This is a genomic window from Mycobacterium sp. 852013-50091_SCH5140682 (assembly GCF_001665685.1).
Classification (GTDB): Bacteria; Actinomycetota; Actinomycetes; order Mycobacteriales; family Mycobacteriaceae; genus Mycobacterium.
In genome coordinates, this window is sequence record NZ_LZTB01000009.1 from 84,208 (window position 1) to 94,793 (window position 10,586).

At 69.2% G+C, this 10,586-nt stretch carries 8 protein-coding genes and 1 tRNA gene; 1 reads left to right on the top strand and 8 read right to left on the bottom strand.

Translation table 11 applies throughout. From position 1 onward, the window contains the following. Window position 1: 1 nt before the first annotated feature. Window positions 2-1,303 (bottom strand): L-seryl-tRNA(Sec) selenium transferase, encoded by a 1,302-nt coding sequence (selA, locus tag A5784_RS02405; protein WP_064941969.1) that lies wholly within the window; start codon window positions 1,301-1,303, stop codon window positions 2-4. Window positions 1,304-1,333: 30 nt separating this feature from the next. Next, a tRNA-Sec gene (locus tag A5784_RS02410) sits at window positions 1,334-1,429 on the bottom strand. A 43-nt stretch (window positions 1,430-1,472) separates the two neighbouring features. Between A5784_RS02410 and selD the strand changes: the two genes are divergently transcribed. Beyond that, complete coding sequence (gene selD, locus A5784_RS02415; protein WP_064941971.1) at window positions 1,473-2,447, top strand: selenide, water dikinase SelD; 975 nt, start codon at window positions 1,473-1,475, stop codon at window positions 2,445-2,447. A 128-nt stretch (window positions 2,448-2,575) separates the two neighbouring features. On the opposite strand, the gene A5784_RS02420 is transcribed toward selD, so the two are convergent. From A5784_RS02420 to fdh, 6 genes are all read right to left on the bottom strand, one after another. Next, window positions 2,576-3,754: a diiron oxygenase gene (locus tag A5784_RS02420; RefSeq protein WP_064941973.1), complete on the bottom strand. Its 1,179-nt coding sequence runs from the start codon at window positions 3,752-3,754 to the stop codon at window positions 2,576-2,578. Continuing rightward, window positions 3,751-4,602: a phosphate/phosphite/phosphonate ABC transporter substrate-binding protein gene (locus A5784_RS02425; RefSeq protein WP_064941975.1), complete on the bottom strand. Its 852-nt coding sequence runs from the start codon at window positions 4,600-4,602 to the stop codon at window positions 3,751-3,753. The genes A5784_RS02420 and A5784_RS02425 overlap by 4 nt, the downstream gene beginning before the upstream one ends. Before the next feature lie 7 nt (window positions 4,603-4,609). Beyond that, window positions 4,610-5,734, bottom strand: coding sequence for an acyl-CoA dehydrogenase family protein (locus A5784_RS02430; RefSeq protein WP_232005918.1), 1,125 nt, complete (start codon window positions 5,732-5,734; stop codon window positions 4,610-4,612). Window positions 5,735-5,788: 54 nt separating this feature from the next. Next, window positions 5,789-6,874 (bottom strand): NrfD/PsrC family molybdoenzyme membrane anchor subunit, encoded by a 1,086-nt coding sequence (gene nrfD / locus A5784_RS02435; protein WP_064941979.1) that lies wholly within the window; start codon window positions 6,872-6,874, stop codon window positions 5,789-5,791. Next, window positions 6,871-7,857 (bottom strand): 4Fe-4S dicluster domain-containing protein, encoded by a 987-nt coding sequence (locus A5784_RS02440; protein WP_064941981.1) that lies wholly within the window; start codon window positions 7,855-7,857, stop codon window positions 6,871-6,873. Before A5784_RS02440 ends, nrfD begins: the two co-directional genes overlap by 4 nt. A 28-nt stretch (window positions 7,858-7,885) precedes the next feature. Then, the coding region (fdh, locus tag A5784_RS02445) for a formate dehydrogenase (RefSeq protein ID WP_064942006.1) at window positions 7,886-10,586 on the bottom strand (2,701 nt) is incomplete at its 5' end.

Below are 10,586 nucleotides of genomic sequence, written 5' to 3' on the forward strand. Positions count from 1 at the left end.
GTCAACCGTCCAGCGCGGCCTTCACCGCGGCCAGCACCCGCTCGTCGTCGGCCCCGGGTACACAGCGCAGATCGACCAGGCAGGCGCCGTCATGCACGCGGGCCAGGATCGCGGGATCGCCGGCGCGCAGCCGGGCCGCGGCGGCTTCGGGCAGCCGGACCGCCCATCCGGGCAACGGGACGCCGGGTGCGCCGCCTCCGCCGACGCGCCCGTCGTGCGGCACCACGGTCGCGCCGACGGCGTCGGCGATGCGTTGGGCCCGGGCCCGCAACGCTTCGGCGTCGGCGTGCAGCGCCTGGGTGACCGGGGCAGGCCCGCCGCACAGCGTGGCCTCCAGTGCGGCGAGGGTCAGCTTGTCGGCCCGCACGGCGCGCGCGAGCGGGTGACGGGCCATGCGGGCCACGATCTCGGCCCGGCCGAGCACGACGCCGGCCTGCGGACCGCCCAGCAGCTTGTCACCGCTGCCGGTGATCACGTCGGCGCCGTCGGAGAGCGCCGTCGCGGCGTCGGGTTCGTCGGGCAGCAACGGATCGGGTGCGAGCAACCCGCTGCCCAAGTCGGCCACCAGCGGTATCCCCTTGTCCCGCAACGCATCACGCAGCTCCGCCAGTGAAACCCCCGAGGTGAAACCGGTGACCCGGAAGTTGCTCGGATGGACTTTGAGGACACATCCGGTGTCCGGGCCGAGCGCGTCGGTGTAATCCCGCAGGTGGGTGCGGTTGGTGGTACCCACCTCCCGCAGCCGGGCGCCGGTCGACGCGATCAGGTCCGGCAGGCGGAACCCCGCGCCGATCTCGATCAGCTCACCGCGGCTCACCACCACCTCACGACCCGCCGCGAGCGCGGTGGTGGCCAGCACCAGCGCGGCGGCCCCGTTGTTGACGACAAGCGCATCCCCGGCCGCGGGACACGCGGCGAGCAGAGCCTCCCGGGCCGCGACGCCACGTTTCGAACGCGTACCCGTGGCGAGGTCCAACTCGACATCGACGTACCCACTGGCCGAGACCAGGGCGTCCACCGCGGCCGGCGACAGCGGTGCCCGGCCGAGATTGGTGTGCACGACGACACCGGTGGCGTTGAGCACGGGCCGCAGCGACACCGGCGCCCGCGCAGCCAAGCCGGCCACCACGGCCGCGACCACCTCGTCGACCGGCAGGGCGCCTTGCCGGGCCTGCTCCTGGGTCTTGAGCACCAGGGCGCGCACAGCACTGTCGCCCAGCCGGTTCCGCGCCTCCTGCACCTGCGGCAGCGCCAACAGCTGATCGGTGCGCGGAATGCGCCGACGGGGGTCGGGCTGGGTCACCTGCCCTCCTCGAGCGTCGACAGCGGAAACTGGCGGAGGCGGACGGGAATCGAACCCGCCAGACCGAGATACTCGATCTCACCGGTTTTGAAGACCGGGGGGACCACCAGGAACCCAAACGCCTCCGCCGCTCAACTTAGCCAATGCCCTCGGCGGCTACATTGACGGCATGGAATCCGTTCGTCTCACCGGCTACGCCCACGGCGGCGGATGCGCCTGCAAGATCCCGCCCGGCGAGTTGGAAGACGCGGTGCGCGGGCTGGTCGGCCAGTCGGGCGACCACGTCCTGGTCGGGCTCGACGACGGCGACGACGCGGCAGCCGTGCTCGTTCGCGACGATCTCGCGGTGCTCTCGACGGCCGACTTCTTCACGCCCGTGGTCGACGATGCCTACGACTGGGGCCGTATCGCCGCGGCCAACGCGCTGTCCGACGTCTACGCGATGGGCGGGCGACCCGTCGTCGCGATCAACCTGGTCGGCTGGCCCCGCGAAACCCTCCCCATGGAACTGATGACCGAGGTGCTGCGCGGCGGTCTCGCGGTGGCGTCGGAGGCCGGGTGCCCGGTGATCGGCGGGCATTCCATCGACGATCCCGAACCGAAGTACGGCATGGCGGTGACGGGCGTGGCCGATCCGAACCGGTTGCTGCGCAACGACGCCGCCCAGCCAGGCCTGCCCCTGACGCTGACCAAGCCGATCGGCGTCGGCCTGCTGAACAACCGGCACAAGCAGACCGGCGAGGTGTTCGCCGAGGCGCTCGCGACCATGACCGCGCTCAACCGAGACGCGTCCGAGGCCGCTCTGGCGGCTGGTGCCCGGGCAGCCACCGATGTCACGGGGTTCGGGTTGCTCGGACACTTGCACAAGATGTGCCGGGCCTCCGGTGTGGGCGCGGTGATCGACCGTGCCGCGGTGCCCGTCGTCGAGGGCGCGCTCGACGCGCTGCGCGACGGTTACGTCTCCGGCGGTACCCGCCGCAATCTCGACTGGGTGCGGCCGCACTTGCGCGGCGACGTGTCCGAGGACGATCTGCTGCTGCTCGCCGATGCGCAGACCTCCGGCGGGCTGCTGGTCGTGGGTGAGGTCCCCGGCTATCCCGTCATCGGGCACACCGTGGAAGGCAGCGGTATCTCGGTGCGCTGAGCCGCAGGCGCAAACAACGTTGAAGATCGGCACGAAGTGCGACAACGATTTTGACGCCACGGTTGTCACGGGCACCTCCGCGCGACCCGCAGGTCGAAAACGGCGAGCGGCATCTCGGTGGCCTAGCGCTACATGAAGTTCCTGGTGTGCAGCGCGGAGATGTCGGCGGCCTCGTCGGCCGGGAAACCCAGGTGGACCAGTCGCCGTTGCCTGCCCTGATCCATCTCGTCCTGCAGCGTGAGCACGGCTCGGTAGCCCGCCGCGATCGCGGCCGGTTCCCAGCTTCCCGCCGCGAGCAGCACGAGCGAGTCGAACACGTCGGCGTTGAGGCCCGCGGTGTCGACCAGGGCCGAATACCGACGCTCGACGGCACCGCGAAGCTGGCTGAGCACGCGGCTGTCGCGGTCGGCCTGATAGCGCAGGTGCGCCACGCCGAACGCGACGTGGCGGGCCTCGTCGCGGCGGGCCAACCGGGTGACGTCGCGGGTCACGGGGTCCGGTGCGTGCACGTCGAGGAACTCGAGGAGGTTGAGGAAGCTGCCTTCGCCGAGCACCGACAAGAGAAATGAGGCCATGGAGAAGTCGGCCTCGTCGAGCAGCGTTGCCAGCGACTGCCTTCCGCCGACGGTCGAGGTACCCATCGGCAGACCCGTCAGCAGGGCGCGGCGGGTGAAGACCTCCATGTGCCGGGCCTCGTCGGCGGCCTGTACGGCCAGCAGCTGCAGCACCTCGCGGAAATGCGGATGGATGCGGGCCAGCAGTTTGGCCGGGACCACCAGGGCGGCCTGCTCGTTCTCGACCAGATACGTCATCACCTGCACGACGGCCCGGTCGACGTCGGGGTGGATGTCGAACGGGGCGTCCCAGTGCACCGCGGTCGCGGGGTCCCATTGTTCGGCGGCGGCGTGCGCGTACAGGCTGGGTGCGATGTCCGCCCACACCAGATCCCGGTCACGGATGTCGAAGGGCGAGTACGGCGCGGCGCCCCGCTCGACGAGCGCGCCGCGCGCAGCCAGGCCCCAGTGTGCGGGCGCGGAGGCGACGATCCCGTCCGGGGCGGGTGTGCCCGCGCGTTCGGCCCCCGCCCAGCGGTCACGCGGCCCCGGTTCGATGGTCCAGAAGTCGTCGTGGCGGGTCACCCGGTGCCCGAGCTGGCGGCCCCAGGCAGGCAGATCAACCGCGAGAGCCGGTGCGCGGCCGACGATTTCGACGGAACAGCCCGGCGGCACGGAAGCCAGCGCGCGCTGCACCAGCAGATGCGCGCCGTTGTCGAACCCGAGGTCGCCCAGGTCGACCCGTGGGTTCACGGCTGGTAATCGGCTGCGGTGACGGTTCCTGCCGGGTCGTAGAAGGCGAGCAGGTCCACCGCGGTGTTCAGCACGTCGTAGCCGCTGGTGCGCCCGGGTAACCACCGGGTGAGGCCTTCGAGGTCCAACAGGGGCCGGACGGTCTCGTCGGTATAGGACATCGACAGCAGCAACTCGGCCAGCTTCTCGACCTCCGCGGCGGATGCGGTGTCGATCGCCGTCAGATTGCAGTGGTCGAAAGGCGTTGTCTGACCGATGATCCGGAGACTTGACGGCGGTGCGGTGCCGTCCCGGCCGAAGCCGAGGTGGTTGGTGTCGATGATGGCCGCGGCGTCGGCGCGACCGTCCAGCACCGCCCGCACGGCCTCTCGTTCGCCGCCGATGTGGTCACCGTGCAGGCCGACGCCGATGTCGAAACGCTCGACGGTGACGTCCCGCCCGGCGAGCAGACCGGCATCGGCCAGCGTGGCCAACGGAATCAGCGTGGCCTGCGGAGAATCTACGGCACCCAGCGCCAGCCGCGCCGCTTTCAGGTCGGCGATCGTCTGGCGTGGCGAATCCGCGCGCACCACGAAAACGGAGGTCAAATCCTGGTCGGTGTCGCGCATCACCAGCGACGACACCTTGCGGCCCCGTGCTGCCGCGAGCCGCTCGCAACGCAACCACGCGAGCGGCGAGTTCCAGGCCACGTCGATGCGACCGTCGACGAGGTGCTCGGCCTGCCGCTCGTAGTTCGAGTACAGGACGAAGTCGAAGTCGAGGCCGTTCTGGCGCAACCACTCTCGAAACCCCGACCAGATGGTGACCACCTTGGGGTCGTATGCCACAGCGCCAAGCAGAAGAGTCATCGTTGCCTCACAGTAGTGGTTGGCCGAACGCGGCGCGGCCCACGAAGTCGTGCAGAGCTTCGGTGGTGGGTGCCATGACCCGGGCCGCCAGCGAATCGCGGAACCGGCGCTCGATGCCCAGTTCCTTACGGAACGCCGAGCCGCCACACAATCGCATCACGCCGTCGGCGACGTCCGAAGCCGCCTCCGCGGCAACAGCTTTCACCTGCAGAACCCGCAACATCGCATCGGCGCGTCCCGTCGCCAACGCGGTGAGCGTGTCGTCGACGAACAGGGCGGCCCCGTCGACGAGCGTCAGCAACCGGGCGTAGGCACGACGCTGCTCGGGTTGTTCGGCCAGGCTCTGATCGAGGTGCTGCAGACGGCTGCCTGCCAGATGCGTGCCTGCGGCGGCGATCAGCGCCCGCATCAATCCGAGCGAGAACGCCGCGTTGAGCACCAGGAACGTCGGCAACGCCGACTCAAGCGCCAAATCGAGGCCCTGGCCGTCGCCGCCGAGCATCGCCGACGCGGGCACCGCGAGATGGGTCGCGGTCATCGGCGCCGACGAATTGCCGCGCAAACCCAACCCGTCGAACGACCCGGCGACCGCGAGCCCCTCGGCAGTGGCGGGCACATGCCACAGCGTCATCGGACCTTCGGCAGCAAGCGGACGGCTCGACCACACATAGCTGTCGGCATGGCCGGCCGAGGTGACCCAACTCTTGCGGGAGTCCAGCAGCACCGTGTCGCCGTCACCGCGCGACGCGATGCCGACCGGTGCCCAAAAGTGGCTCCGGGAGCCTACTTCGGAGAACGCCAGGGTGCTCAGGTGGCGGCCCGTCGCGATGGCCGACCGAGTGTCGTCGTCGGCAAAGCGTTCGAGCACGCTGACCGCGGCGTAGTGCATGGTGAGCACCATCGCCGTCGAACCGCAGACGGCTGCGATGGTGCGCACCGCCTCGGCAGCGTCGCCGAGACTACCGCCGCTGCCGCCGAACTCGGGTGCGCTCAGCAGGCCGAGAAACCCGGCCTTCGCCAGCGCGTCGACCGACTCGCGGGGAAAATCACCGCTCGCGTCGACAGCCGGCGCCGCGGGCTCGATGACATTGCCGACGACTTCATCAAGGGCAGAACACAGCACAGAATCCACAGACAACCTCGGTACGTAGGCGGGCCAGACACAGCGCTCGCCACCGTACCGGGTTCAGCCTGCCGTGGTTATCGAGTCGTCGGTAATGCCTGCTGCGCGCCGCGCGGCCAGCCTCCGCTTCTGCGGTTCGATCGTGTAGCGCGGGTCCTTGGCCGAATGGATGCCCGCCTCGAACACGCCGAACCGGGTCAACGCCGAGGCCGCCATCAACGCCAGGCCTGATACGGCGGCGACGACGCGGTTACGCCCGCCGAGCACCGCCCCCACCCCACCGGCCACGGCGAGACGCTCGGCCCACCGAAGCATCTCCCCGGCGCCGCCGTGATGCAGCGGTTCGGCCGCGACCGGATCCATGCGCCGTTCCATGAGCTTCATCGCCGTGATGTCGCCGACCACGCCGAGTGCGGCCAGCGTACGCGCCGGGCCCGTCTCGGCCACCGGCGTGGTGACCATCGCCAGGCCGGCCGAGGCCAGGCTCGCGGAGCTGACGAACACGAACGGCAGGTCCCGGTGAGCGTCATTCCAGGTCGGATTTGCGGTGTCGGACAACAGGACTGCGGTGTAGACAGCCAGCGGCGCGGCGAATACCCCTGCCTCGAAGCCGGCGAGTCCCTCGACGCCTCGCAGCAGCTTGCGCAGCGGCCCGAGCGGCAGCCGCTCCCCCAGCATTCGATCGACTTCGGCCACCGCCGCGACGCCGATGCCACCGCTGAACGCCGAGAGGATCCACGACCCCACACTCATCGGCGAGGTGATCTTGAAGGTGCGCAGCATGTTGTAGAAGCGATCCGGGCGGCCCAGATCGGCGACCAGTGCCACGCCGCCCAGACCGACGGCACCCAGCGCACCGAGCCGGGAATTACGGCGCAACTTCGGCCGCCCGGTCAGCTGCGCACCGAGCCCGAGCAGACCTGATCCTCCGGCGACGCCGCCGAGGAACAGATACGCCGCGACTTCGTGGCCCCATGGCGGCGGCTTGACCACCGGACGGCCGTAGTACGACGTGAATTCGACCTCCGGTACCAACGTCATCTCGCGCGCGCCGTCACCACCGGTGTCGATGCCGGTCCGCTTGCGCCGCTTACCGCCACGCCTGCGACGGGCAGGCTCCGGCGGTCGATAGCTGTCGAATTCACTCATGGCTTGCCTTTGAGGAACGAAAATGCCGCGGCCGCAACCATTCCCAATGCGGCGATGCCCGCCCGCTTGTACATCGTCATCAGATCGGCCGTGCACACCCGCGGATCCGGCGGTAGACCGTACACCTCGGGTTCGTCGAGCAGCAGGAACACCGAACCCGTGCCGCCGACCCCGTCGAGTTCGTTGGCGCCGTAGAGCCTCGCCTCGGTCATGCCCTGGGCATGCAGCTGCGCCACCCGCTCCCGCGCCTCGACGACGAGGTCGTCGTGGTCACCGAACTTGATCGACGTCGTCGGGCACGTCTTCGCACACGCCGGCGTCTGGTCGTCGACCAGCCGGTCGTAACACAGCGTGCACTTCTGGGCGACCCCGCGTCTGGGCACCTCGGGTTGCTCACCCTTGCGCTCCCCGGTGCGGGTGGTCGGCGCCGCGGTGCCGTCACTGCGACGTTCCACCACGCCGAAGGGGCAACCGGCCACACACGTTCCGCATCCGTTGCAGACGTCGTCCTGCACGACGACCGTGCCGAATTCGGTGCGGAACAGCGCGCCGGTGGGACACACATCGAGGCAACCGGCGTGCGTGCAGTGCTTGCACACATCCGAGGCCATCAGCCAGCGGAACTCCGGGGTATCGGGCGGCGAGGTGTCGGGGCGGGCCTCGGCAGGTGCGCCGATGCCCGGCAGCCCGAGGCTGACCAACTCGCGACCGGATTCGCGGGCCTCCTCGATGCGCTCGCGGCTCTGTTCGACGAAGGCAACGTGCCGCCACGTGCTGGCACCCAACGACCCGGTGTTGTCGTAGGACGAACCCAGCAGCTCGAGGTCCCCGTCACGGGGGTTACGGTTCCACTCCTTGCAGGCCACCTCACATGCCTTGCAGCCGATACAGATCGACGTGTCGGTGAAGAAACCTTTGCGCGGCCTGTGCACATCCCAGTGCACGTCTGCCGTGGGGTCGGTCGGTCCGGAGAGTTGCCCCATCAATCCCTCCTCACTGTCAGCGTCGCGGTCATAGCGGCGTGTACCCCTCCCGCTCCGGATCATCCTGCCCGGGATCGGGGTAGACGATCTCCTGGGCCGGGTCGGTGATCCGCCCACTGTCGGTCTCGACCGTGGTACCGGCCCGAATCTGGTAGTCGCGGACCAACTGCAGCAACGCCGCGCCGGTGGGACGTCGCCCGGGGATGATGTCGCAGCTGCCGGCCTTCGACCCCTGGATCTGCGTGTTCGGATCCAGCGACAAGCCGACCAGGTCGTTGGCCGCGTCACCGCTGACCACCGCGTCGTTGCCAACACCCCAGTGGTACGGCAGACCGATCTGGTGCACGGTACGCCCACCGATGGTCAGCGGTGTCATCCGCTCGGTGACCAGCACGCGGGCCTCGATGGCCGCGCGCGGTGAGATCAGCGTCGCCCAGCCATAGGGCTCAAGACCTCGCTCGGCGGCCAGTTCGGGTGACACCTCGCAGAACATCTCGGGTTGCAGCTCCGACAGGTACGGCAGCCAGCGGCTCATACCTCCCGCGGTGTGGTGCTCGGTGAGCCGGTAGGTGGTGAACACGTACGGGTAGACATCTGCGCCTGGTTCCCCGGCGCTCGGCGCCCCCAGGTTGTCTTCGCGCGCGATGACCACCCGCGTGGGGCTCTGCTGCTGCGGGTACAGCGCATTGGCGACCGGCGACTCGAACGGCTCGTAGTGCGTCGGCAAGGGTCCGTCGACCAGGCCCGCCGGCGCGTACAGCCAGCCCTTCCCGTCGGCCTGCATGACGAACGGATCATCGCCCGCGAGCCCTTCGGGCCCGAAGGATCCAGGCCCGGGCCGGGTGTGCGGGTGCAGCTCGGGCGGGAAGTCGGGGATGTCGTCGCCGACCCACCGGCCCTGTTGCTCGTCCCACCACACGTAACGCTTGCGTTCACTCCACGGCTTGCCGTCCGGGTCGGCCGAGGCACGGTTGTAGAGGATGCGTCGGTTGGCCGGCCAGGCCCAACCCCATTGCGCCGCAACGGGTCCGGGCCCACCGCCGGGCACGCGGTCTGCGGCGTGGTTGACCCCTTCTGCGTACACACCGGCGTAGATCCAACAGCCGGAAACGGTGGACCCGTCCGCCCGCAGCTCGGCATAGCTCGAAATCGGCTTACCGGCATCAGGTCCGCTCAGGTGCCGCCCGTTGATCTCGGCCAGCACCGCCTCCGGATCGGGTTCGCCGTGTTCGTCGGTGGGATAGTCCCAGGTCAGGTCGAGCAGCGGGCGGTCGCGTTCATCGGTCGAATCCGCCAACTTGGCGCGGATCCGTTGACCCAGCTTGTAGAAGAAGTCCAGTTCGCTCTGGCACTCGCCCGGAGGCGCAAGGGCCTGATGACGCCACTGGACCAAACGCTGTGTCTGCGTGAAGGATCCGGCCTTTTCCACATGCGTCGCGGCGGGCATGAAGAACACCTCGGTCTCGATGTCCTCGGTGCGCAGTTCACCCGAAGCGATCTCGGGCGAATCCTTCCAGAACGTCGCCGACTCGATCATCGCGAAGTCGCGGACCACGAGCCACTTCAGATGCGACATCCCGAGGCGCTGCATCCGCCCGTTGGAGGAGCCGACGGCCGGGTTCTGGCCCAGGATGAAATAACCCTCGACCTCGTCGGCGAGCATGCCCAGCACGGTCTGGTACGTACCGTGCGGACCGGTCAGCCGCGGCAGATAGTCGTAGGCCCAGTCATTCTCGGCGGTCGCCGCGTCGCCCCACCATGCCTTCAGCAGGCTGACCAGATAGGTGTCGGCGTTGGCCCAGTACCCCTTCTCCTCTTTGGAATGCACGGTGCGCAAGTAGTCCGCCAACGTGTCTTGATGGCCCGCCTTGGGCATCGGCAGATACCCCGGCAACAGGTTGAACAGCGTCGGGATATCCGTGGATCCCTGGATGCTGGCGTGGCCGCGCAGCGCCATGATGCCGCCACCGGGACGGCCGACGTTGCCCAACAGCAACTGAAGGATCGCCGCGGTCCGGATGAACTGGGCCCCGAACGTGTGCTGGGTCCACCCGGTCGCATACGCGAAGCACGTCGTGCGATCACGCCCCGAGTTCTCGGTCACCGACCGCGCCAGGTACTCGAAATCCTCGAGATCGATACCGCACATGTCCCGCACCATCTCCGGGGTGTACCGGGAGTAGTGCCGCTTGAGGATCTGGAACACCGTGCGCGGATGCTGCAGGGTTTCGTCCCGCAGCACCTCCGCATGCTCGAGCGCCGGGCCGCCGCTGCCGAGCGTGTCGGCCGCCGCACGGCCCGCCGCGCTCGCGCCGTGCTCGGACCCGCCTGCCGCCTCGATGGTCCCACCCTCGGCCGTCGCGTACGCCCAGGTCGACGGATCGTATTGCCCTGTGGCCGGGTCGAATCCGGAGAACAGCCCGTGCAGGTCCTCGGTGTCGCGGAAGTCCTCGTTGACGAGCGTCGCGGCGTTGGTGTACGCGACGACGTATTCCTTGAACCACCGGTCGTGGGTGATCACATAGTTGATCAGCCCGCCAAGCAGGACCACGTCGGAACCGGCCCTGATGGGGATGTGCCGGTCGGCCACCGCGCCCGTGCGGGTGAACCGCGGGTCGACATGGATGATCCGCGCACCGCGGGCCTTCGCCTCGGACACCCACTGGAAGCCCACCGGATGCGCCTCGGCCATGTTGCCGCCCTGAAGGACGATGCAATCGGCGTTGGCC